Raw genomic sequence first — 23,817 nt, forward strand, 5'->3', positions numbered from 1 at the left:
AGCCACGAGCCCTTACAAAAAAGGCGCTGTCGCGATGCGACAGCGCTTTTTTTAGCAGTTAGCGGCTAATAGCTCTCCCGGGATTCCCACATGGCCCGAGACGGGCCGCCCACGTGCGGCCCCTGCGACTAACCACTAGCCACTAATACAGTCTCTTGTAAATGCCGTACACCTTATCATAATCGAGGGGCACAAAGCTATGCTTCATGAGACGCTGCTGATTTTCGATGACCGATTTAGCAAATTCCGGCAATTCTTCTTCTTTGACGCCGTATTCATGGAGCGCTTTCTTGGGCAGGATGACGTTGAGCAGTTTTTCCAGTTCTTCATAGACGTGTTCCGGTTCGCAGCCCAGGATGTCGGCGATGAAGCCGTTCAATTTCGCGATTTCACCGTCCGATTTGATGGACATGTAGCAATTCATGACGCCTGTGAACATGGCGTAGTTCGATTCACCATGAGGTACATGATACTTTGCCCCCAGAGGATAGCTCATGGCATGGACAGCGGCGCAGCCAGGGACACTGAAAGCGATGCCGGCCCAGTTGCTGGCCAGGAGGAAATCCTTCATAAGAGGGATGCGCGCTTCCGGACCGTGGTCGCGGATCTGCAAATAGCCCTTGAGGATGAGTTCAATGGCGTTATAGCTGAAAACGCGGAAGCTGGCGCTGGAATCCGGAGACAAGGCCGATTCGACAGCATGGACGAGAGCATCGATGGAACTGGTTGCAAAGACCTTGAAAGGCAGGGTCTTCAAGAGCTGCGAAATGAGGACCGCTTTATCGGCATAGAGCGCATTGTCGGCAATACCCTTCTTCGTGTTGCGGCTGACCAGAGCCATGACCGATACATTGGTGACTTCACTGCCCGTCCCGCACGTCGTCGGGATGAGGATGAGTTCCTTTTCCTTTTCCACAGGAATCTTGCCATCGAACAAATCGAGGACCGGGCTGACCTGCTTCAAGATGAACAACTTGCACAAATCCATGACCGTGCCGCCGCCGATACCGATGATGCGTTTCACATCCTTGGGCATATCTTTATAAATGGCTTCTGCCATTTCATCAGACGGTTCACCCATGCCATACTTTTCCTGGAACAAGACGTGGCACGTAAGGCCTAAATCCTTGAAATTCGGGTCAAAGATATACTGATTGGTAACGATCAGGTCATCGGCCCCGACCTGCAGGTCTTCCACAAATTCCCGGCACGTATCGTAAGAGTAAATCGTCGGTTTCAACTGTAATTCAATCATTTCATTAACTCCTTTCTAATGGGTAATGCACTCACCGCCTTTAGTGTAACAAAGATGGAAACAGTTTTGCAAGAGACAGGATGCCCGTGATATAATAAACCTGTCCTGGGGGAGGATGGGTTCTGGTGTTCCCTCTGGTCTTCAAAACCAGCATGGGGAGTTAACAGCTTCTCAGGTGGGTTCGATTCCCACACTTTCCCGCCAGAAAAGGAAAAAGGGGCTGTCGCACATGCGACAGCCCCTTTTTGAGTTTTAAGTTTGTAGTTTTTAGTTTGCAGCAAATGATAAAAAATTTAAAGCCGGCTTCTACAAACTCTGCGTTATAAACCAGCTAGCGGTTCGTCGCTTTCTCATCTGTTTTTTCCGTCTTTTCCTCTATCTGCTTTGTTTCATCCGTATTGACGGCTTCCTTGAATTCACGGAGGCTCTTCCCCAAAGCCCGGCCAATGGTCGGCAGTTTCCCCGGTCCGAATACGACCAGGGCGATGACTAAAATGAGCAGTAATTCCGGTGCGCCTAAGCCAAACATGTCCTTCCTCCTATAATGCCATTACTTCTTCACATGCCTTCATGATACCCTTATCCGTAGAGGATGTCAATGAACGCCGTAGGGGAAGAAACACCGGGCTACTTCTACGATGCCCTGTTCGTCATTGGAATGGTGCGTCACGTAGTCAGCAAAGGACTTGACGTTCTCCGGTGCGTTGGCCATGGCGACGCCTGTCCCGGCGTAACGCAGCATGCCGATATCGTTGTAACTGTCGCCGCAGCAGATGACGTCTGCCGGGGAAATGCCCAGGAAATGGAAGAGCTTCTTCAGGCCAAAGGATTTATCGACGCGGCACGGCGTCACTTCCAGGCACAACGGCTCGGAATGATAGACTTCAGCCCGTCCCAGGTAGAGATGGGATAAAAGGGGATTGAGGGACTGGAGTAAATCGGACGGCCCCGTCAGCAGACACTGGTGGATTTTCTTCGGTGCATGGCGCAGGAAATCACGATGCCAGACGATGGGCAGCTGGCTCCATTCCGATTCGCCCAGCATGTACGTATCGGGGCAGGTCCCGGTAATGATCCGTCCTTTGCCATAAGTCATGATGCCCAGGCCGTGCCGGCAGGCGTCGTCCCACAGCGACCGAAGCGTATCGGCAGACAAACACTGTTCGTACAGGCATTTCCGGGTCTTATATTCGATGACGGCAGCGCCGTTAAAGGCGATGATATAACCACCGAAACGGTCGAAGCCCAGTGTCTTGGCGATGGGATAGACCCCTTCCGGCGGCCGGCCCGACGCCAGGATAAGCTGCACGCCCTGTTCCTGTAATTGGAGCAGGGCGTGTTTTGTCTGTAAATCGACTTTCTTTTCCGACGTCACTGTCGTACCATCTATGTCTAGTACCAAAACACGATGTGCCTTTTTTGTTTTCACCTTAGAGCCCCATAGTGAGGTATGCTTTGCGGACGTCATCCGGGACCATACTGCCGCCCGTAGCCCATGCAATATGCGTAGCCTGAGGCATAACGCTTTCCAGTCCCTGCTGTTTGACATACTGCTGCAGGACGGAAGACTGCAAGAATGCCGCAAAGGCTGCACACGAACTCGGTTCGATAAAGATATTTTCATGGCTGAGCAACCCTCTCATCAAATCATACAACGTCTTATCCTGAATGGTAGCAATGCCCGAAATAAGCGGTTCGACGACGCGGCCGACAAAGGCAGACGGGCGGCCTACGGCCAGGCCATCGGCTTCGGTACGGGCATCGATGCCGAAATCTTCGACGGATACGCCGTCGTGAAGACCTGTCGCCATGCCCAGGAGCATGCAGCAGGCATGGGTCGGTTCCGTAAAGAAGCAGTGTACATGGTCGCCAAAGGCTTCCTTCAGGCCATATGTGACGCCACCGGGAGCCCCGCCGATACCGCAGGGGATGTAGACGAACAAGGGATGATCTGCATCGACGGCTACGTTCATGTCCTGCAGCTGTTTCTTCAAGCGCTGGCCAGCGACACTATAGCCCAGGAAGAGGTTCTTGGAATTTTCATCGTCAACGAAGTAGCTCATCGGGTCGGCATCGGAGTTCTTGCGCCCCTGATCGACGGCAGCGCAGTAGTTATCGGCATATTCAATGACCGTGACGCCGCGGCTGCGGAGCAGGTCTTTCTTCCACTGTTTGGCATCGGCCGACATGTGGACGATGACTTTGAAGCCGACTTTGGCACTCATGATGCCGATGCTCATGCCCAGATTGCCGGTACTGCCGACCTGGACGGTGTACTGGCTGAAGAAATCGCGGAATTCCGGTTCTGCCAAGACAGCGTAGTTATCGGTCGTCTTCAATTTCCCGGCCTGGATGGCCAGGTCTTCGGCATGTTTCAGGACTTCATAAATGCCGCCGCGGGCTTTGACAGAACCCGAAACGGGCAGGTCGCTGTCCATCTTCAGGAACAACTGGCCCGTAATATCGGAATGATACGTGTCGTTGAGGAACTGTTTCATCCCCGGCGTAGGCCGCAATTCCGATTCGATGATGCCGTGAGTCGGTTTCAGTTCAGGGAAGACCGTTTCCAAATACGGGGCGAAACGCTGCAGGCGGTCCGACGCATCCTGGATGTCTGCCGGCGATACGGCCGTAATGTTCCAATGAGCCTGGTCGGTCTTCTTGGGGTTGAGCCAGAACGTTTCTTCCAAATGAGCGGCCTTGGCAACGGCCGGAATCTGATTGATATAAGTTTCAAGGTCCTTACGCATGATGAATGATTCTCCTTTTATTTATCTATGAATATACCCGTTATCGGGGTTCAAAAATTCTTTCGTCAATGCCCGCACTTTCCGCGACAGCACGACTAAGGCGACGATATTGGGGATGATCAATAACCCCAAGGCGATATCCTGGATAGACCAGACCAGATGAATCGTCCCCAGGCTACCGATGACGATAAGGATGGGGAATAAGTAGCGGTACAGGCTATCCCACTCTTCTTTCTGTAAGAAGGTCAGGCTGACGTGGCCGAAATACCATTGGTTCATGATCGACGTCCCGGCAAAGAGGATGAGGCTGAAATACATGACATAACGCATCCCCGGCAGGACGGAATCGAAAGCCGTCGCCGTCAGCGTCGCTGCATTGTCGTTGATGCCATTGGCCTGGGTCAGCAGGATGACGATACCTGTCGTACTGCAAATGAGGAAGGTATCGACAAAGACTTCCACGATTCCGTAAAAGCCCTGCCGTACGGGGTGGTCGACCTGGGCCGACGAATGGAAGACCGGCGCTGACCCTTCGCCAGCTTCATTGGAATATAAGCCGCGGGCCACGCCATAACGCATGGCTTCCTTCATGGTATACCCCATGGCGGCGCCAGTCCCGGCCTGCCAGGTAAAGGCATGGGCAAAAACCTGCTGGAACATCTGTGGCACAGCATCGATATGGACGATGAGCACGATGAGGCCGCTGATAAGGTAGATACCGGCCATCAGGGGCACGACGCGCTGCGAAATCTGAATGAGCCGCTGGAAGCCACCGCTGATGATGAAAAACATCAGGGCTGCGACGAAGACCGCCGTTACGCCGACGGGAAGCCAGAAGGCTTCTTTCATGACCTGGGCGATGGTATTCGACTGAATGAGCGTGGCCCCGCAGTTCTGAATGAACAGGAGGATGCCCACGGCGGCACCGGCATGGCGCCAGCCAAGGCCCTGGGCGATATAGTACATGGAACCGCCAGTAATATTTCCCTTGCGGTCGTGGCCGTGATAGCACATACCGAGGACGATTTCGCCAAATTTCGTGGCCATGCCGAAAAAAGCAGCGAACACATCCAGAACAAGGCGCCATCACCGCCGGACAAGATAGCCGTCGAGACGCCGACGATATTCCCACTGCCGACGCAGCTGGCCAGGGATCCGCACAGCGACTGCCATGAAGAACAGCCTTTTTCGCCCTGTTTCTTGAGATGAGACTTGCGGAAAATACCGCGGCGAAGCAGGAACAGGCAGCGGATCTGGATGCCGCCAGTCATAACCGTATAGAGCATGCCCAAGCCGAGCAGGGCAAACAACAGCCAGTCTCCCCAAAGAACATTGGCTATATTTCCGATGACGAGCTCAATTTCTGCCATGGCACCTCATCCTCACTGTTTCGCCAATACATCACGTCCTTCGGCATCGGGGAGGACGAAGCCCATCAGCGCCGCCAAAGTCGGAGCCACATCAATAAGATGTACATCCGCAACCGTACCTTTTTCGATGCCCAGTCCGGCAAGCAGGAAAGAAGCCCGCATTTCCGGGAATTCTTCATTGTAGCCGTGCTGGGCTTTCTGGGTCACTGTCGTCCGCAGATAAGCGCCGCTCCAGTCGTCCCGGATTTCATAGCCTTTGCGGGAAATGAGGACGAAATCCGCATCGGGGAAGCCGCCGCGCTGACGGGCCTGTTCCCCAGTCAATACATCCAGGATGCCCATGGCCGGGTCGGCCTTCAGGTTTTCCAATAACCGGGCCACCTGCTGGCGCAGGCTGTCGTCGTCAACAGCCAGACGGACTTCGGCGATGCCGCCGGCACGCTGGCTGAATACTTTCCAGTCGGTAATGGCATCCTTATCGTCCGTCTGAATCAGCCCTTCCTGGTGGAAAATGACATTGGGGCAGATATTATGCGTATTATCCAAAGTCCCATGGTCTGAAACGACGCAGACGATCAAATTGCCGCCGCTCACGGCTTCTGCTGTGGCTACTAATTTTCCTGCCATGGCATCGATTTTTTCCAGGCTCTGAGCCGCTTCTTTGCTGTAGACGCCGTGTTCGTGAGCGCTTTCATCGAAGCTGGCAAAATAGGCGGTCAGGAAAAAGGGCTTCTGCGCTGAGGCCAGCTTATGCGTCAGCAGCCAATCAGCCGCCCGATAGCGCTGGACATCGCCGGCATCGGATAAATCGAGGCCGCCGGCATAACGGCCGATATCGGCTTCCATCTCCGATACCAGGCCCTGGGGATGGGAAACGGCGTCGATGAAGAGGCTGTCCCATTCAGACCCGTCCCACCAGAATTCCGGGGCAATATAATCGCCTTTCGCCCCTACAGACGTCGGAAAAGCCGCACTGGCCGTCACATATCTCGCCTGACGGGCCGCTTCCCACAAGGTCAGTACCTTGCGGTTGGCGAACCAGTGCCAGGCCCCGTTATGTTCGTTCATCGGGTCAAAGATGGCATTGTTGACAATGCCGTGCGTTACGGGGTTGGTCCCGGTAATCATACTCTGATGACAGGGATAGGTGAACGGCGGGAAGACGCTCTTCATTCCATCCGGTGCTACACAGCCCTTGTCTACGAACTGGGAGGTCAAGAAGGGAAGATGGACCCCTACTTTATCCTGTTCAAATACAAATTCCGGTTTCAGCGCATCAATAGAAATCAGTAATACGCTGGCTTTTTCCTTATGTTCCATCTGCTTGTTCATGAATTGCGTCGCTCCTTTCCGGTGCCACCATGACGCGGACACCGGCTTTTTCAAACTTACCGACTTCTGTCGGCGATACTCCGTAATCGGTGATAAGAGCAGAAATCTTTTCAATACCACACATGCGGACCAGGGAATTGACACCTAATTTAGAACTATCGGCAATGACAATCGTATGGTCGGCCGCTTCCATCATCTGGGTCTGTACCGAAATCTCATCCATCCGCTGATACGTAATACCGGCTTCCACGGAAATACCGCACGTCGTCAGGTAAAAAGTATCGATGTGGATTTTCGGGAAAATGAGATTGGCAAACCCCGATACAAAGGCTTCTTCGTCAGCCCGGTAGACGCCGCCGGTCACGATGAGTTCAATACCCTTGGCACCGGCCAGTTCGTTGGCAATGGCCAGGGAATTAGTCACGACCGTCAGCGAGTGGAAGGCCCCGACTAAGGCTTTCGCCAGCATCAGGTCCGTCGTCCCCGAATCGAGGGCAATGACCTGACCGTCGTGAATCGTCTTCAGCGCTTCCTGGACGACACATTCCTTATACTGCAAGTGGCTCGTCCGGCGATGGTCGAACGACGTGTAGCCATTGGCATCGCTTTCAGAGGCGTCGGCTTTCATGGCGCCGCCGCGGATCCGCTTGAGCAGGCCTTTTTCTTCCAAGGCCATCAAATCCCGGCGGATCGTTTCCCGCGTCGTCCCCATTTCCTGGCATAAGGCATGGGTCTTTACAATCGCATTTTTTTCCAATAGGTCTAAAATGATGTGATACCGCTGTTCGGATAGCATGTACATCCGCTCCTTTATCCGTGTCAAATCTGTTTGCTGCGGCTATTGTACCACAGCCCTTTCTCCTTTGCAATAGTTTGCCATATTTTGCCAAATATTTACATGCTAATTACACAATTTGACTTGACATGCCACATTTTACCCCGTATACTAAGCCTGTCAAATCTGTTAGCCCCGTTTTACTTCAACCAATTCTCAAATCATCACAAGGAGTGATCAAGCAATGAGCGCACAAACCCACAACGGGTTAGACAAGAAATGGATTTCCTTCGGCATCTTAATGATCGGTGCCGGGACCATTTACAAACTCGGTTTCTTAAAGGATGCCTTTTACGTCCCTATGCAGGAATTCATGGGCCTGTCCCATACGCAGATTGGTACGGCCATGAGTGTCGCCGGGTTGATTTCCACCTTTGGCTTCCTGGCTTCCATTTATCTGACCGACCGCATTTCTAAAAAAATCATGATTCCCCTGGCCCTGATTGGCATCTGCCTTTGCGGTTTATGGTTATCGACCTTCCCGTCGTATCCCATCTTCCTGCTCATCTACTGTCTCCTCGCAGTCTGTGCCGACATGCTCTACTGGCCGACCATGCTCAAGACGGTCCGCCTCTTGGGTAATAAGGAAGAACAAGGGCGCATGTTCGGCATCATGGAAGCCGGCCGCGGCCTCGTCGATACCATCATCGCCTCCTGTGCTTTAGGGATTTTCTCCGCTCTGGGCAGTACGGCCTTCGGCCTGCGGGCAGCCATCTTATTCTACGCCATCGTCCCCGGCGTCATCGGCATCATCATGTATTTCCTGCTGGAACCGGACGAAGCACAGCCCGTTACCAACGCCAACGGCGAAGAACTCAGTGCCAACCAGAAAGCCTGGCAGGGTGCCCTGCAAGCCGTTAAGAACAAGAACATCTGGCTCGTATCGTTCAACATCTTCCTCGTTTACAGCGTCTACTGCGGCATTACCTACTTCATCCCCTTCCTGAAAGAAGCCTATGCCCTGCCGGCAGCCCTCATCGGCGTCTATGGCATCATCAACCAGTACGGCCTGAAAATGGTCGGCGGCCCCGTCGGCGGCCTGTTATCGGACAAACTCTTCCATTCGCCGACCAAATACCTGCGCATCGGCTATCTGATCACAGCCGTCGTCCTCATCGCTTTCACCTGGATGCCCTATCAGACCTTCGGCATCTGGGCCGGCATCATCATCTCCCTGGCCATCAGCGCCTGCGTCTACAGCATGCGCGCCGTCTTCTTCGCCCCCATGGATGAAGTCGACGTCCCCCGCGAAATCACAGGCTCTGCCATGTCCATGGCCTCCTTCATCGGCTATCTGCCCGGCGCCTTCATGTACGCCGTCTACGGCTCCATCCTCGATAGCCATCAGGGCATCGACGGCTACCAGATCGTCTTCACCGTCATGACCGTCTTTGCCATCCTCGGCGTCCTGCTGAGCACCTATATCACCCACCGCATCAAAGCCGCCCATACGCTGGCAAAATAACCACATAGCAAAAAAGGAGCTGCCTCATCAGGGTAGCTCCTTTTCTATGTCCCTAATATTACAAGACCTTCACTCAAGGGGCTATTGACGACTTCTCCAATAAATGCTAAACTGAATATAGAAAAAGGTGCTACCGATAGACGGTTAGCCCTCAAAGATTATTTAAAGAAAAAATAACCGTTGCGTTGCGAGCGAGGCGGTTATTTTTCTTTATGTGAATTTTGTCCTATCATATAACCAAGACTGAACATTCCGGCACTGAGAGCCAATATAGCAATCAAGGAATCTACTGTAAGAACCATCACAATCACCCTCCTTTCGATTGATTTCCAAATGGATTTCTAATCTGGGTGGAGGGTATAGCGCCCTCCGAAGAGGGATAACCGCCTACCGTTTTGGTAGCACCTATAAAAAGTATAACAAAATTATAATATATCGTCCATAAAAGATAAGCTGCCTCTATAAAGATTTCCTTCATAAGGCAGCTTATCTCTTTATTCAAACCCTTTTTCACGTGTTATAGCCATTCCTTGCGCCCCTTCTATTGTCAGCCATTGATGGAATAAAAATCGCTTCATATGGATAACAATAGATTGATACCCTTGTTGAACTTGTAATTTAGGATGATACCAAACGACAATATCATCAACTAATTCAAAAGGATAGTCCATTTGTTGACCCGGTTTACCTAAACCGATTTCGGGAACATAACTGCCCCAAATCAAATCGCCTTTTCAACAACTCCCTCCAGACGGTTCAAAGGTCAAGGTAATAATGACATGACCGCCATGAGCATGAATATATTGTTTTGCTTGTTCTGTTATGGTAAACATGTTGAAATCCTCACGATTGTCCTAATGTATCTGCTTTCATAATGGCATCATAGACTTCATCTGCCGTGATATCAGCACGTACGTTTTTAGTAAATTGAGTAGGTACCGTAGCTGCTTCCGCAACCATACGGATTTCTTCTTCTTTTACATCCTTAATCCCTAAATCAGCCAGGCAGGAAGGCAGCCCTACCGATTTTATATAACGGAAAACGGTATCCCATTCGTCTTTCGGTGCTTTTTCTAAGATAAGCTGTGCTAATAATCCAAAAGCAACTTTTTCACCATGAGAAGCTCCATGGGCCTGTGGAACATGAGCAAATCCATCATTGATAGCATGTGCTGCCGCAAGGCCTCCCGACTCAAATCCGACACCGCTGAGATAGACGCAGGCCTCAATGACTCGTTCTAAAGCAGGGTTTACTTCCTGATTTTCAACAGCACTAAGTGCTTCCAGTGAATCATTTAATAAAGTTTTATAACATAATTCAGCCAAAGCCAGTGCCGTTGCCGAACAAGTCCCCCGAGCCATCGTCTTTGCACCACTTCGCTGACAGGCGCGTGCTTCAAAATAGGTAGATAAGGCATCCCCCATACCAGAAACTAAATATTGTTTAGGAGCTTGAGCGATAATCCCAGTGTCGACTAAAACGAGATCCGGATTATGTTTCATCATTAAAGCCTTGATAACGACACCTTGTTCATTGTAAATAACAGCCACACTGCTGCACGGTGCATCATTGGAAGCAATGGTAGGAATAATAATTGTCGGTAAATCACCTAAATTAGTGGCCACGGCTTTAGCCGTATCCAATGCCTTACCTCCGCCAACGCCAATGATAGCATCACAGCCATGCTGGTACGCTATATCCTGTACATCGGCAATAGCCTTTTTAGAACATTCACCTTGAAATTCGGCATAGAACACAGATTTATTCGCACTATGCAAAGCTTTATCCAGGCGGTCACCAATTCTTCGCTTATTATTAGGCGATAGTAAGACCAAGAAACTATTGCCTATTTTCTTAACATATTTCCCTAATTTATCTAACTCCCCATTGCCTTGCACATAGTATCCCGGTGCTTTAATTCCAATCGTCATGACATAATACCACCTTTCTAAAAAACCTCTCCCAGCCGGGGCACTAGGCTACCCTTACCAGGAGAGGTTCTACGCAACACATACCAATTATGAAGAGAAATCAGGCATTTCCTGAAGACGACAAACCAATGTGTAGACATCTTCTCCAACCCGATAAACGAGTAAATCACGATTTTCATCCGTACAAGGGATATTAGATTCTTTTCCACCATTCAGATTATCATGACAAATACTGTTGAGGTCTTCAAAAATTTCCATGACACCTTCTTCGCCTTTGCGGACAATCCGTAAAAGATCATTAAAATAAATCTTGTCTTGGTCATCATATTTAAAAATAGTACACCAACGACTCAGAAGTTCTTCTTCATTCATGCCCGTTTTCTGAGAAATTAATTTTTTCCGAGAAGCTAATAGAAGCAACATGCATGATAAGTAAGATTTTACGACCAGTGGGATATGGTCTTTAACCTTGGCAAAATATCGACGATGTGACCAATAGCCATCAAAAGTTAAATCATTCTTTTCTAAAAACTCTTTGATGCCATCATTAGCTGATACCCCACAGATCATGAAAAAGCGCTTCATAGCTTCATTTGTCGACTTACTCTTCGCATTCATCAGGCACTTTTTCACGAAGAATTCACAGATTTCTGTCGTGTTCGATTTTGTCAGTTTGCGCAATAAATCACCATAATACTGCATAGTTCAACCTCCGGTCATCAAGAGTCTTCTTGCTTATTTTTCTGCGCCTTCCTTTTCAGCATTCAGTTCTTTCAAAGCTGCAATATTGAAAAGCGGGTCAGACTTCGTATTATACAGAGACATTTTACGTTTAAAGAAGTTTTTGCCAAATACGAGCAGGCAAAGGACAATGCCAACACCCAAAGCCATTGCAGCGCCGCGGGATACGAGGACACCGCCAATGACGCCGGCAACACCGAGGTCATTGAAAGTCTTAGAGCGAAGTACGCCAACACGGACAGCAACATAACCTTGAATCAACATGGTCAATGCCAAAGCAATCGGCAGGACAGGCTTAACAAAACTTACGATAGGCGATAACCAGTACCCAGTAAAGGTCCCCAAACGGAAGGAAGCAACGCCGCCAATCAAGCTATCCATGGCATCACGACCGTGTTTGTAACGTTCACAAATAACGACCTGCATAGCTGCCCATAAAGGACCGCACATCGAAAGGTCAGGACCTAACAAGGACATAACCATATTACGGACACCAACGATAACGTTATTTCTGTTGGCATCGAAATGGATATTTTCATCACCATGACGGAATTCACGAGCTTCATCAATCAGGGCATCGGCCTGGATCAATTCACCAAAGAGTACAACATAAGTAGCAATAACTAACGGAGCTGCTTGGATATAGTAAGTCATACCCGGGAAGCCAATACGTTCAGCAAAAGGACTCCACTGGGTAAAGACTTCAATGAAATGAGGATGAGTAAAGCCCATTTCAATAGTTGGCCAAGGTAATTCGCCCACCAACGGAGCAATAATGACGGCCAGAACCATAGCAGGCAGCAATCCCAAGTCAGAAATAATCTGGAAAACTTTATTTTTATTCATGATGCTCTTGAAATGGTTACTAAAAGAGCAATAGAAAGCAAAGCCTACGGCAATAGCGATAGTAAATGGATATTTATCGAAGTTACCGCCCGTATTGAATACCAGGCGTACAGCTGCGATACCGGCCCCGATAAGAATCCCTGATTTCAAAGCATCAGGAACTAAGTCGACGACGCGTTTAGCAAGGCCTGTAGCCCCTAACAAGAAAGTAAGCAACCCGAGTTCAAATTCAAATGCGATAAGTGCATGCATACGTTCAGCCGTATCATTGGGGAACTCGCCCAGCCATAGCAATAACAGCGGAATAGCCGGAGTAATCCAGCCAGGGACAACGGGGTCACCCAAGTGAGCATGCCAAGTATATAAGAACCCGTTCATAATGACAATGGTAATAGCAATTTCAAAAGGCATCCCTAAATATTCTTGCAATACCGGGATGATGCCGAGACAAACGGCACATAAAAGCAGCCCTTGAACATAATCAGGCCATTCAAAGCGATAATGGATGAAAGGTAAACGCAGGACTAAGTTAAATACGTGTAAATTAATCCCCGGTTGTATTTCGCCTTCTTTTCGTTTATAAACAGGACCAAACATATTTCGTCCCCTCTTTCTTTGTAAATTTAAAAATCAACAGAAAATTTAGATAAAAATAGCGCCATGGCCAAGCTATTCGATATGTAATTATCTACGAATAGAACAGCCGCCATGGCGCATGCGTATTAAAAACCGCTATTTTTATCCTTCATACTTACAATGGAAGCGTTTTTCAAATTCTGCAATCAATCCATCTCTAAAATCAGGATGGGCAATCTTAATGAGGGCAATAGCACGCTGCCGCAAAGTACGTCCTTTAAGGGGAGCGATACCAAATTCTGTAATGACATAGTCTACATCATTGCGGGATGTCGTAACAGCAGCGCCTTCGTCTAAAAGCGGTACAATCTTGGAAATCTTGTCATGGCCTGCAGTCGAAGGCATAGCAATAATAGCTTTACCGCCCTTTGCACGGGAAGCCCCTCGAACGAAATCGACCTGGCCGCCAACGCCGCTGAACTGTTTATAGCCAATCATTTCAGCATTGACCTGCCCCATCAAATCGACCTGCATAGCCGAGTTGATAGAGATGATATTGTCAATTTTAGCTACAACAAAGGGATCATTGGTGTAATCGACACGTTCCATTAAGACATCAGGATTGTTATTTACAAAATCATAGAGTTTCTTTGTCCCCATGAGGAAGCAAGAAACAAATTTTCCCTGGTCAATCGTCTTTTTCTTATTCGTAATAACGCCCTTACGCGCTAAGTCGACAACCCCATCCGAGAACATTTCGGAATGAATCCCTAAATCTTTTTTATCTCCGAGGAAGGATAAGACAGCATCCGGAATAGCACCGATGCCCAGTTGCAGCGTATCACCATCATGGATCAACGAAGCTACATATTCCCCGATTTTATGTTCTGTTTCCCCAATTTTAGGAGGCTGCAATTCAATGAGGGGTTCATCCTTTTCTACGATATAATCAATGTCTTTCAAGTTAATACCATTGCCATAGGTATAGGGCATATTCTTATTGATCTGTGCAATGACCAGTTTAGCTGCTTCCGCCGCTGGCTGTGTATAGTCAACAGAAACCCCATAAGAGCAGACACCATTTTCATCAGGTTCACTGAGCTGTAAAAAAGCAACGTCAACAGGTAATGTACCGTCCGTAAAGAGCTTGGGTATTTCATGGAAGAAGCACGGCGTATAATCCCCGCGGCCTTCTTCTACCGCTTTACGAGTCGACCCGCCTACGAACAACGCATTATGACGAAAATGTTTTTCCATCCCTGGCTGGCAATAAGGCGCTTTACCCATAGCAACCATGTGAACAATTTCAACATTTTCCAGGCGATCTGCCTGACGAACTAATTCTTCCGTTAAAGCTTGAGCTTCACCGCAAGCATGGGTGAAAACGATACGATTGCCGGATTGGACATGGCTTACAGCTTCTTCGACAGAGACAATTTTGTTCGCATATTCTTTTTTCCAATCCATCACACACACCTACTTTCCTATAACTGACTGACGGCCTGCAACGAAGGAGGAGCAGCCTAGTTGCAGGCATCAGTCAAAATCACGTCTCTATACTCATACTATATTTATTCTGTACTACTTCATTACGCAAGGATAGCGATTTCCAGTGTAAAATCAACTTATTCTTCAATGTGTGCAATGGCTTTAGCCAAGGCTTTCTTCATGCGCAAGTTGCCCTGACGAGAAATCATGATACGCTGTGCCTGCGGCGAACCTGCGCCATGCATGGATTCTGTACGATAGCCGACAGCGGCCGTGCCAAGGCTGAGGTTTTCGATGAGGCGTAAAATCTTGAGGCGGTTTTCCGTCGATACATTATTGACACCACGGAGATACTTATCGATATACGGCCCAATCTTCGGATCACGAAGGTCTTTTTCAGACGGTGCCGTAACCATCAAGCCACCAGCAATATCTTCAGCCAGACGGACGATTTCATAGGGGAAACGCGTAACATTCTGTTTGCAGACGTTAGCCAGGAGCAAGTCGATAAGATAGTTGCCCGATTCTGTTTTCGTGCCCAAGGCCGAGCAAGCAATACCGCAAGCATACAGTGTTTCATTGAGGTGCTGCATTTCAATGATTTTATCTTTAATATGAGATGCTTTCGGGCAGCCATTATAATCAGCGGCAACAGCTGCGGCACCGATAAGGACGTCACCTACGCCAACTTTGCAGCCGCCGTAGGACTGACGATGATAACCAGCAAAGCGTTCGACGAGGACACCGGCAAATTCATATTCACCGTTAAGATAGATATTTTCGTTCGGAATGAAGACATTATCAAAGATAACCAGGGCTTCGGTACCACCGAATTCAGGGTTGCCCGTATCCATCGGAGCGCCTTCCATTTTACGGGTATCGCAGGACTGACGGCCAACAATCATGAAAATGCCTTCAGCATCTGTCGAGCAGGAGAAGCAAACGGCATAATCTTTATCATCTTCGCCCATGGAAATGGTCGGCATAACAATGACTTCATGAGAATTGATGAAACCAGTCTGATGAGCTTTTGCCCCACGGACTACGATGCCGTCCGGACGACGTTCTACAACATGGAGATAGAGGTCCGGGTCTGCCTGTGCATGCGGTGCTAAGCCACGGTCGCCTTTCGGGTCCGTCATAGCGCCGTCAACAGTAAGGTCTTCCGTCTGTACCCGTTTGAGGAATTTCATGAAATTTTCATGATATTTCGTACCATATTTTTTATCCGTATCATACGTCGTGGAGAATACCGCATTGAAAGCATCCATGCCAACGCAACGCTGGAAGCAGGAAGCCGTTTTCTGACCGCACAGACGCTGCATTTTTACTTTATTCATTAAATCCGTCGTGCTCTGATGAATATGGGTGAAGCGGTTAACACGTTCGCCAGTGTACGGAGAGATGGCTGTCATCAGGTCCTGATATTCAGGTTGCTGAGCCAGATCATAGGTCATCCGAACGGAGTTCATGGACGGACGGAGAATCGGGTCATCTGCCGGACACGGAATCTTTTTACCGAACATGTAGACCTGTAAATTTTTCTTTCTCATGCTTTCGATGTACTGTTCGCCTGTCATTAATGCCATAATAATCATCCTTTCTTCTTATCATATAATAAAGTATTGACAGTAGGTTCACACGTTAGTGTGTTTTGCCTATAGTAAGAGCAAGAATCGTGCCAAGTAAGCTTCCAATAGGATTTTTCTTTTGACTCGTTCCGCAAAAGCATAGCAACTATCCCATTCTTGAAATGCAAAAAATATTTTCTCTGAATTCTCGTTCTGAATTTCACGTTATTTTTGTTATATTTATAACATTTTTCTGTTTCATTTTTGGTTCATATTTCTTAAATCGTTGTTCCATATATAAAACAAACCCGATATTGTTCCATATTTAAAACGCTATTTAGTTGTATTTTTTAGACTTTTCCTTGATTTTATCTTATTTCTCGATAAAAAATATTCGTAATATGATGTATTCACAAATATTATTTTATTTATTCTTTTAGCCCAATTCTTTATATTTAAAACGTTTATGTAGCTTTTCCATTTTTATCGATTTCTTATTTGTGAATTTTATAACGAACTAATTCAATTCTTTTTCCATATTTTGGCACGATAATTTCATATATATAATTAACCACTATATAAGGATGTGAATTACTATGACTCTATCAATTCGAGAACAAATCGAAAATGTCTTAGAAAAAGAAGTGCGCCCATCGCTGGCTGAACACCAGGGAGACGTCGTCATTGTCGATTATGCCGATCATATTTTGCGAATCCGCCTAACCGGCCAATGCAGCGGCTGTCCTTCAGCACAGTTGACGACAGAAGAATTAATCAGTGCTAAAGTCCGCGAAGCCGTTGAGGATGTCCACGATGTCATTCTCGTCAGTGGTGTCAGCGATGCTCTCATCGCTCAAGCCAAGGCGATTTTAAGAGAGCGCCATATGCAGAGGTGAATCTATGAAAATCGGGATAAAATACTGTGGCGGCTGTAACCCACGCTATGACCGCAGTCAGAAAGTAGAAAAACTAAAAAAAAAATTTCCCCAGCATACATTCACATATGAAATAGAAAATACAGTTTGCGACATCTGCCTCCTTGTCTGTGGCTGTATGACAGCCTGTGCAGAAGAAACGGGTATTGCAGCCCGAAAATTCAAAAAACTTTGTACGCCCCAACAGTTTGCCGCTTTCGCTAAAGACCTGGCAGGAGCACCTCCAGAAACGGCTGATACAAAAAGGCGTATCTGTTTAGGAGATACGGCCACCATGGAGAGGACGTTTACTGAAGAAGATATCCAACAATTCGCAAAGTTGACAGGAGATTATGGTAAGCTGCATACCGACGCTGCCTTTGCTGCAAAATACGGATTCGGCCGCCCCATTGTTCATGGCATTTTAACCGGAAGCTTATTATCTTCCATAATGGGCACTACATTACCCGGAGCAGGGACCATCTTAATGGACGAAAACCTGACCTTTACAGCCCCCGTTTATGCCGGGGATACCATTACGGCTTCTATAAAATTAGTCCATATGGAAGAAAAAAAGCGCTGGTACATCGGAGAATTCAAGGGAACTTGCAAAAAATCCGATGGGACACTGGCCGCAGAAGGAACCATCCATCAATTAATGATGAAAACCTTATTTACGTATTATGAAGACAACCAATAATTTTAATTATCAGAATAGGAGTAATATCATGACAAATTTAGAAAAATACGACAATCTTTTTATCAACAGCTTTAAATTAAAAAAGGAAGACCTTCCCGGCTTAAAATATCGCAGCATAAAACTGTGGGATTCAATGGGTCACATGAACTTGATGGAAGAAATGGAAGATACCTTTGACATTTCCATCGATACCCCGGACGTCTTGGCCTTCAGCTCTTATGAAAAAGGAATGGATATTCTGCGGAAATACGGAGTCAATATCTAACATGCCTGCGGTCATCCAGCCCCACTGCATTACAGACCCACTGACACAGAGTAACTGTTATATTCTTACTGCTGAATCCCACGCCCTCATCATCGACCCAAATTGTTATCAAGAAATCCATTCCTATCTGGCGAACCATCAACTCGTTCCAGAATATATCATTTTAACGCATGAGCACTGCGATCACATCGCAGCGCTCAATGATATGCGAAAAAATTATGATTTAAAAGTCCTTTGCAGTGCGGCCTGCAGCCAAGGTATCCAAAGTACCACCTTAAATATGACACGCATCATGGAGACTTACTTGCACTTTAAAAGCCAAGGTGAACTTCGCGTCTCCTATCCCCCTTTTATCTGCCAAGCTGCTGATATCGTCTTCAACGATATTTACTTAGCCACCTGGCAAGGTCATGCGATTTTCTGTATTGCAGCGCCTGGCCATACGCCAGGCAGCATCTGCATCATCATAGATGAAAAAATCTTATTTTCCGGCGATTATTTTATTCCCGGCGAAGAAGTCATCACTCGTCTGCCTGGTGGAGATGAAGCCGTTTATGAGCAGCAAGGGAAAGCAACCTTACATTGTTTGCCCACACCGATTCTAACCTACCCCGGCCATGGCGGACACTTTATTTTGACACAGGAGGTGAAAAAAGAGTATGGACTATACTAACTGGTTGACACAATCTCCTTATCATTGGACTCAAGACGAAAAAGAAGCCCATTATGTTCCTCTTTTATTTGAATTGACCTCCCAGCACTGTCATCGCTGCCCGCCTTATGGCCAGGCCGTACAGACATTATACGAAAAAAACAGGAAATATGATGCTCCTTCGAAGATTCCAATGATTCCCATTTCCTTATTCAAGACAGAAAATCTGAAAAGTATTCCTGATTCCGAAATTTTCAAAATAATCACTTCATCAGGAACGTCGGGAGTGGCATCCCATTTATACCTCGATGCTTTTAACGCACAAAACCAACAATTAGCCTTATATAACATTGTAAAAGATTTTATTGGCTCCTCGCGGCTGCCTATGCTGATTGTCGATACGCCGGAGATATTAAAAAATCGGGATGCCTTTAATGCCCGCGGTGCAGCCGTCTTGGGCTTTTCCATCTTTGCCAAACGAAAATACTATGCCTTAAAACCGGATTTATCCGTTGATTTGGAAAGTATCCGCACATTCATTCAAACATATCGCAATCAACCTGTCTTAATCTTTGGTTTTACCTTTATGATTTGGCAATATTTCTGCGAAGCTCTGGCAAACTACCCCGGCTTAATCGACTTATCCAATGCCATTCTAATCCACGGCGGCGGATGGAAAAAAATGCAGGACCGCGCTGTTTCCCCTCATGATTATAAGAAGCGGCTGTATGAACAGTTCCATATCCATAAAGTCCATAATTATTACGGTATGGCCGAACAGACGGGATGCATTTATATGGAATGTGAACAAGGCTATCTTCATGCCAGCATATTTTCCGATATCATCATTCGCAATCCAGAAAACTTTTCAGTCTGCCCCATAGGGGAAACAGGCATCGTTCAAGTATTGACGCCGTTAGCCACATCCTATCCTGGTCATTCCATCCTGACAGAAGACATGGGTACCTTGTTAGGAATTGATAATTGTCCGTGTGGCCGCTTAGGAAAGTATTTTCGCATCGATGGCCGCATGGCAAAAGCCGAAATAAGGGGGTGTAGTGATGCGCACAACTAAAAACTTTACGATACTGGCCGGTTCAATTCCAGAAAAAGGCCTGCCGCAACGCCCCTTTTCGCCTTTAACGCTACAATTCTGTCAGGATTTTGCCCATCAGTTGCAACATCATCCCATAGCCAATGAAGATGCAGCTTGGGCTGCTTTCAGTTTTTGGCTGCGTCCGCGAAAACTAGAGCAGTATAAAAACCTGCTGACCTTTCCAGAAAATCGTTTAGGCCGAGGAATGACATTCCATATCGCCCCTGCCAATATGCCTACGATGTTTTTATATAGTTTCTTCATCTCCTTACTTGCCGGCAATGCCAATATCGTCCGCCTTTCTCCTCGATTACTTCCTAAAGTACGGCCGGTCTGCGAAGTACTGTCCGATTTGCTGAACGCCCCCGTCTATCAGCCTATAAAAAGCCAAAATGCCGTACTTACTTACGGACACGATAGGAAAATCACCGATTGGTTTTCCAAACATTGCGATAGTCGTGTAATTTGGGGCGGCGACAAGACCATTAAGGAAATCAGGAAGTCGCCATTACCCCCTATGGCCATTGATATTCCTTTTGCAGATCGGTATTCATTAGCGATTCTCGACAGTGACTATGTAGCATCCTGTTCTGAAGAGGAGCTAAAAAATGCAGTTCACCATTTCTATCTGGATACATACGAAGTCGATCAAAATGCTTGCTCGTCTCCCCGCATCCTCCTTTGGCTCGACTCAAAAGGTGAATCCTTTACAATAGCCCAGCAACGTTGGTGGCAGGCAGTAACCATTGAAATTCAAAAATATGACTTAGCAGCTATAAAGGTCAGCCGGAAATACGCAGAAGCGTGGAAATTCGCCATGCATATACCAGAAATCAGCCATTTTGCATATGCCAGCAACCGACTTTATGTATACACACTTTCATCGCTCTCCCAAGATTTTCCCCAGCTTTCCGGAGCCTTTGGTCAATTCTTCCAATACCCTATAAGGAAATCAGGAGATATCATTCCCTACATGACTTCCAAGGTCCAAACTATTACCACACTAAATATAGATATACAGGCACTCCGTACTCAGTTAATACAGGCCGGTATCACTGGCGTCGATAGAATCGTCCCCTTCGGGCAGGCCATGGATATGGACATGATCTGGGATGGCCGTAATTTGCTAGATACCTTGACCCGTATCATTCGTTAGGAGGGATACTTATGTTGAACTTTTTTGATGAAAATATTAATTATAAAGACAGAGTACTGTTTACAAATGATGAAAATAAATCAATCACATATGGTGATTGGTATGCTTATAGTAAAGGTTTAAAAAATGTAATAAATACCAAAGAAAAAGTTTTAGCTGCCATTATTTGTCATAATACGATAGGTTCAGCCTTGTCGTATCTCTGTTGCCTGCAAAATCGAATCGTCCCTTTGTTAATCGATCACGACATGGATATAGAATTACGTCAGCGTTTACTATCTATATATAAACCCAATTATATATTTAAGCCAGTCGACGATGAAGCGGAGCCGCTCTATACATTAAATGGATATGGACTCTACTGGGGAAGTGACATTTCTCATAAAATACACCCTGATTTAGCTTTGCTGTTGACGACGTCTGGCAGTACCGGCAGCCCTAAGCTAGTTCGTCAAAGCTATACAAATATTCAAGCTAATGCCGTATCAATCGCACAATATTTGAAAATAACAGCCCAAGACCATCCGATTTCTTCATTACCCATGCATTATACCTTCGGCCTATCAGTCATCAATAGCCATGTATTACGCGGAGCCTGTGAACACCTTACAGAAGCGACCGTTTTTGAAAAAACATTCTGGGATATTTGTCAACGCGATGAAATCACCTCTATCGCCGGAGTTCCATTCACCTATGAATGTCTGAAGCGCCTCGATTTCATGACGATGAACCTGCCTAAATTAACACTGATGATCCAAGCCGGAGGCCATTTATCGACACGGCTGCAAAAAGAATATTTAGAATTCGCCCATAAGACGGGAAAACGGTTCATTGTCATGTATGGGCAAACCGAAGCAACTGCACGCATGTCCTATCTGCCTTTTGATATGGGACTGAAAAAAATAGGCAGTATTGGCATTGCCATTCCTGGCGGTACTTTCCACATCATGGAAGATGAAAAAACAGAAATCACACAGCCCCATGTAACCGGTGAACTTTGCTATGAAGGCCCTAACGTCACATTGGGATATGCCCATTGTGCTGACGATTTAGCCCTAGGAGATATGCGGCATGGCCGGTTATATACAGGCGATATGGCCTATTTTGACGAAGACGGGTACTATTACATCGCTGGCCGAAAAAAACGTTTCATTAAAGTAATGGGCAAGCGTGTCAATATGGACGAAATAGAAGAATTGCTGAAAAGTGCTTTTGATTTTAGCGATTTCGCCTGTGTCGGTAAGGATGATGATTTGCATGTATTCATGACTGCCCCTGGCCATCAATCTGAAGTCGAAGATTTCCTGATAGAAAAGACAGGTTTGCATCTCCGTTGTTTTACGATTCATCATATCGAACAAATCCCTAAAAATACATCGGGAAAAACACAATATCCTGAACTCAAAGCCTTAGCAGAAAAATAGGGAGGCGTAAAAAATGGATACGGGTATAAACCTCTCACAGGAACAACTCCAAAAACTTTCTATAAACCAAATACAATCCTTGCATATTCTTTCTCTATCTGCTGAATCTTTACACGATTTATTACAAAAAGAGTCCGAAGAAAATCCTTTTATGGATTACAGCCCTGTCACAACCAACAGCGTTTCCTCTGATGGTACTGCTTCATTTTTAAATTTTGTAGCCGCTCCGGAAGAGCGAAGTGTGAAGCAATTTATTTTAGAACAAGTCAATCCTTCCAATTTCACGACTCCACAGTGGGCACTTTTCTCCTATTTAGCGGATCATGTCGATACGCGAGGCTATTTGACCCTCACTGAAGAAGAACTAAAAAAAAGGCTTCCTTTGCCAGACGGCCTTTTCACTTCTTGTCTGCGAATACTCCAAAGCTTAGATCCTGCCGGTATAGGCGCAGCTTCATTAAAAGACTGTCTGAAATTACAATTACAGCGAAGCCATCAGCTGACCCCTTTATTAGAAGAATTAATCGAAAACCATTTACCTGCAATAGGAAATAAAAACACATCTCGCATCTGCCAATCGTTAAAAATCCCGAAAAAAGAAATTTTATCAGCCCTTCAGTTGATTAGAAATCTGAATCCAGCTCCGTTGGAAGGCATGTTTGAAACCGATGTCACTTATATCATCCCTGATGTAATCATTAAGTTCACTCCTGCTGGCCATGAAATCACATTAAACGATGGCTGGGTCGCCTCTTATTCGATGAGCGATTATTATGTCCGCATGATGCAGTCAACGACGGATGAAAGCGTAAAAAAATACTTTCAGACAAAATACACTCGTTGTCGCCTATTATTCTATAATATCGAACGGCGCCGCCAGACATTATATAATCTGACCGATGCCATCTGCTATTACCAGCATGACTACTTGAAAAACCAAGGTCCCTTGTTCCCTATGACGCTGGCCGATATTGCCAAAGAAATCGGCGTGCACCCTTCGACAATCAGCCGCTCCATAAAGAATAAGTATCTACAAACATCACATATGACCCTCTCCTTTAAGGACTTATTCCAGCGCCCCTTCCCGAAGACGGGAAAAAAGATTTCTAAAGATTCTTTGAAAAAAGAATTATATCACTTGATACAATCGGAGGATACGTGTCATCCTTATAGTGATGCAAAATTGACCGAAATACTCTCCAGCCAGTTTGGCCGGACATTTTCCCGCCGGCTCATTCAAAAATACCGAACAGAACTACATATCCTGAATTCATATGAACGTTATAAATAATTTTTATATCATTTCTATAATTACAGCACTTTACAACTTTTACGCCACCTCGGAAGTTGATGAAGCTAGTTTACACAAGGCCTGAACTAAGTCCGTTGGATTTTTTGCGGTTTGGGCCTTAGCGACCAAAGTGCCAAAAAATATTTCACGCTGTATTT

21 protein-coding genes, 1 tRNA gene and 1 pseudogene are annotated in these 23,817 nt (G+C 46.7%); 10 read left to right on the forward strand and 13 right to left on the reverse strand.

The window, feature by feature from the left end; all coding sequences use genetic code 11:
* Positions 1 to 142: 142 nt before the first annotated feature.
* Positions 143 to 1,255 carry a 4-hydroxybutyrate dehydrogenase gene (locus ACFCTO_RS03280; RefSeq protein WP_292300380.1) on the reverse strand — a complete coding sequence of 371 codons (1,113 nt, stop codon included), beginning with the start codon at positions 1,253 to 1,255 and terminating at the stop codon, positions 143 to 145.
* A 107-nt stretch (positions 1,256 to 1,362) separates the two neighbouring features.
* Here ACFCTO_RS03280 and ACFCTO_RS03285 point away from each other — a divergent pair.
* A tRNA-Sec gene (locus ACFCTO_RS03285) sits at positions 1,363 to 1,459 on the forward strand.
* Between the two features lie 127 nt (positions 1,460 to 1,586).
* On the opposite strand, the gene tatA is transcribed toward ACFCTO_RS03285, so the two are convergent.
* From tatA to ACFCTO_RS03315, 6 genes and pseudogenes are all read right to left on the reverse strand, one after another.
* On the reverse strand, positions 1,587 to 1,784 hold the full coding sequence (tatA, locus tag ACFCTO_RS03290; protein WP_292300381.1) for a twin-arginine translocase TatA/TatE family subunit: 198 nt from the start codon (positions 1,782 to 1,784) through the stop codon (positions 1,587 to 1,589).
* Positions 1,785 to 1,850: 66 nt separating this feature from the next.
* A complete protein-coding gene (locus ACFCTO_RS03295; protein ID WP_302485693.1) occupies positions 1,851 to 2,657 on the reverse strand; it encodes a Cof-type HAD-IIB family hydrolase in 807 nt (268 codons plus the stop codon).
* Between the two features lie 28 nt (positions 2,658 to 2,685).
* The gene (dsdA, locus tag ACFCTO_RS03300; RefSeq protein ID WP_370842976.1) at positions 2,686 to 4,005 is read right to left on the reverse strand and encodes a D-serine ammonia-lyase; all 1,320 of its coding nucleotides are present in this window, start codon (positions 4,003 to 4,005) and stop codon (positions 2,686 to 2,688) included.
* Positions 4,006 to 4,026: 21 nt separating this feature from the next.
* A pseudogene (locus tag ACFCTO_RS03305) lies at positions 4,027 to 5,375 on the reverse strand (alanine/glycine:cation symporter family protein).
* A 12-nt stretch (positions 5,376 to 5,387) separates the two neighbouring features.
* A complete protein-coding gene (locus ACFCTO_RS03310) occupies positions 5,388 to 6,707 on the reverse strand; it encodes an alkaline phosphatase family protein (RefSeq protein WP_499876382.1) in 1,320 nt (439 codons plus the stop codon).
* Positions 6,685 to 7,503, reverse strand: coding sequence for a DeoR/GlpR family DNA-binding transcription regulator (locus tag ACFCTO_RS03315; RefSeq protein WP_292301743.1), 819 nt, complete (start codon positions 7,501 to 7,503; stop codon positions 6,685 to 6,687). The genes ACFCTO_RS03310 and ACFCTO_RS03315 overlap by 23 nt, the downstream gene beginning before the upstream one ends.
* Positions 7,504 to 7,726: 223 nt before the next feature.
* Here ACFCTO_RS03315 and ACFCTO_RS03320 point away from each other — a divergent pair, with 223 nt between their 5' ends.
* Positions 7,727 to 9,007, forward strand: coding sequence for an MFS transporter (locus tag ACFCTO_RS03320; protein WP_499876383.1), 1,281 nt, complete (start codon positions 7,727 to 7,729; stop codon positions 9,005 to 9,007).
* Positions 9,008 to 9,501: 494 nt separating this feature from the next.
* Here ACFCTO_RS03320 and ACFCTO_RS03325 read toward each other — a convergent pair whose 3' ends face one another.
* From ACFCTO_RS03325 to ACFCTO_RS03350, 6 genes are all read right to left on the reverse strand, one after another.
* Positions 9,502 to 9,732, reverse strand: a complete 231-nt coding sequence (locus tag ACFCTO_RS03325; RefSeq protein ID WP_288641615.1) for a CC/Se motif containing family — start codon at positions 9,730 to 9,732, stop codon at positions 9,502 to 9,504.
* Positions 9,733 to 9,850: 118 nt separating this feature from the next.
* Positions 9,851 to 10,939, reverse strand: coding sequence for a glycerol dehydrogenase (locus tag ACFCTO_RS03330; RefSeq protein ID WP_302485689.1), 1,089 nt, complete (start codon positions 10,937 to 10,939; stop codon positions 9,851 to 9,853).
* An 87-nt stretch (positions 10,940 to 11,026) separates the two neighbouring features.
* Entirely contained in the window at positions 11,027 to 11,641 is a 615-nt protein-coding gene (locus tag ACFCTO_RS03335; RefSeq protein WP_499876384.1) for a hypothetical protein, read from the reverse strand.
* A 33-nt stretch (positions 11,642 to 11,674) separates the two neighbouring features.
* Entirely contained in the window at positions 11,675 to 13,123 is a 1,449-nt protein-coding gene (locus ACFCTO_RS03340) for a hypothetical protein (RefSeq protein ID WP_020723687.1), read from the reverse strand.
* A 141-nt stretch (positions 13,124 to 13,264) separates the two neighbouring features.
* A complete protein-coding gene (locus ACFCTO_RS03345; RefSeq protein WP_292300981.1) occupies positions 13,265 to 14,569 on the reverse strand; it encodes an acetyl-CoA hydrolase/transferase family protein in 1,305 nt (434 codons plus the stop codon).
* A gap of 158 nt (positions 14,570 to 14,727) precedes the next feature.
* The gene (locus tag ACFCTO_RS03350; protein ID WP_303148294.1) at positions 14,728 to 16,179 is read right to left on the reverse strand and encodes a 4-hydroxyphenylacetate 3-hydroxylase family protein; all 1,452 of its coding nucleotides are present in this window, start codon (positions 16,177 to 16,179) and stop codon (positions 14,728 to 14,730) included.
* Positions 16,180 to 16,757: 578 nt separating this feature from the next.
* On the opposite strand from ACFCTO_RS03350, the gene ACFCTO_RS03355 reads away from it, so the two are divergent.
* Genes ACFCTO_RS03355 through rpoN form a run of 8 tightly spaced genes read left to right on the forward strand, consistent with a single transcriptional unit; the run spans position 16,758 to position 23,659 of the window.
* Positions 16,758 to 17,057: a NifU family protein gene (locus ACFCTO_RS03355; RefSeq protein ID WP_020310641.1), complete on the forward strand. Its 300-nt coding sequence runs from the start codon at positions 16,758 to 16,760 to the stop codon at positions 17,055 to 17,057.
* Positions 17,058 to 17,061: 4 nt separating this feature from the next.
* Positions 17,062 to 17,775, forward strand: a complete 714-nt coding sequence (locus ACFCTO_RS03360; RefSeq protein WP_481324766.1) for a MaoC family dehydratase — start codon at positions 17,062 to 17,064, stop codon at positions 17,773 to 17,775.
* A gap of 28 nt (positions 17,776 to 17,803) precedes the next feature.
* A complete protein-coding gene (locus tag ACFCTO_RS03365; protein ID WP_481327292.1) occupies positions 17,804 to 18,040 on the forward strand; it encodes an acyl carrier protein in 237 nt (78 codons plus the stop codon).
* Position 18,041: 1 nt separating this feature from the next.
* Positions 18,042 to 18,713, forward strand: a complete 672-nt coding sequence (locus ACFCTO_RS03370; RefSeq protein ID WP_370853939.1) for an MBL fold metallo-hydrolase — start codon at positions 18,042 to 18,044, stop codon at positions 18,711 to 18,713.
* A complete protein-coding gene (locus tag ACFCTO_RS03375) occupies positions 18,700 to 19,767 on the forward strand; it encodes a LuxE/PaaK family acyltransferase (RefSeq protein WP_322350218.1) in 1,068 nt (355 codons plus the stop codon). The genes ACFCTO_RS03370 and ACFCTO_RS03375 overlap by 14 nt, the downstream gene beginning before the upstream one ends.
* Complete coding sequence (locus tag ACFCTO_RS03380) at positions 19,754 to 20,944, forward strand: acyl-CoA reductase (RefSeq protein WP_370853937.1); 1,191 nt, start codon at positions 19,754 to 19,756, stop codon at positions 20,942 to 20,944. The genes ACFCTO_RS03375 and ACFCTO_RS03380 overlap by 14 nt, the downstream gene beginning before the upstream one ends.
* A gap of 11 nt (positions 20,945 to 20,955) precedes the next feature.
* Entirely contained in the window at positions 20,956 to 22,368 is a 1,413-nt protein-coding gene (locus ACFCTO_RS03385) for an AMP-binding protein (RefSeq protein WP_499876385.1), read from the forward strand.
* A 13-nt stretch (positions 22,369 to 22,381) separates the two neighbouring features.
* Positions 22,382 to 23,659, forward strand: a complete 1,278-nt coding sequence (rpoN, locus tag ACFCTO_RS03390) for an RNA polymerase factor sigma-54 (RefSeq protein WP_292302197.1) — start codon at positions 22,382 to 22,384, stop codon at positions 23,657 to 23,659.
* Positions 23,660 to 23,817 lie beyond the last annotated feature (158 nt).

The organism is Megasphaera indica (assembly GCF_046614755.1).
GTDB lineage: Bacteria > Bacillota > Negativicutes > Veillonellales > Megasphaeraceae > Megasphaera > Megasphaera intestinihominis.